The organism is Leucobacter sp. M11 (genome assembly GCF_035726885.1).
GTDB lineage: Bacteria > Actinomycetota > Actinomycetes > Actinomycetales > Microbacteriaceae > JAPFRB01.
Genome location: NZ_JAPFRB010000002.1, coordinates 545,857 through 546,516 on the forward strand (window position 1 = coordinate 545,857; position 660 = coordinate 546,516).

1 protein-coding gene is annotated in these 660 nt (G+C 75.9%); it reads left to right on the forward strand.

Annotated features, from left to right (window positions below; translation table 11 throughout):
- The coding region (locus OOT08_RS06940; RefSeq protein ID WP_325092130.1) for an amidase at positions 1–660 on the forward strand (660 nt) is incomplete at both ends.

Sequence of the window (660 nt, forward strand, 5' to 3'; positions counted from 1 at the left end):
GTGACAGCAACTTCCGCGCCGCCGAACGGGCCATTGCGGCGAGCGCCGGTCACGGCATCGTGATTGCGGACACGATCGCCCGCGCACGGGCGCAGGCGGCGCCCCCGTCCGCGGCGCCACTGGCCGGGGTGACGCTCGTCGTCAAGGACAACATCGACGTGGCGGGCACGGTGACCAGCCTGGGCGCCCGCCTGAGCGGGGCGCTGACGGCGGTGCGGAGCGCGCCCGCCGTCGCGGCGCTCGAGGCGGCGGGCGCGAGGGTGGTGGCGAAGGTGAACCTGCACCAGTTCGCCTACGGGGCCTCCAGCGAGAACCCGGCGTGGGGCGATGTGCGCAACCCCCGGTTCCCCGAGCACACGCCGGGAGGGTCGAGCGGCGGGACCGCGGCTGCCCTGGCCGCGGGGATTGGCCGGATCGGCTTGGGCACGGACACCTCTGGCTCCATCCGGATGCCCGCCGCGTGCTGCGGGGTGGTCGGGCTGCGGCCCCGCAACGGGATCGTCTCTGCCGGGGGCGTGGCTCCGCTCTGCCCGTCCTTCGACGCGGTTGGCCCGATGGCTCGGACGGTGGCCGATACGGCGCTGGCCTGGCAGGCACTGCTCGCCGGGGCGGGGCTGTCCGCGCACCCCGGCTCCGTCGCGGAGGGCGGCACGCACTTTG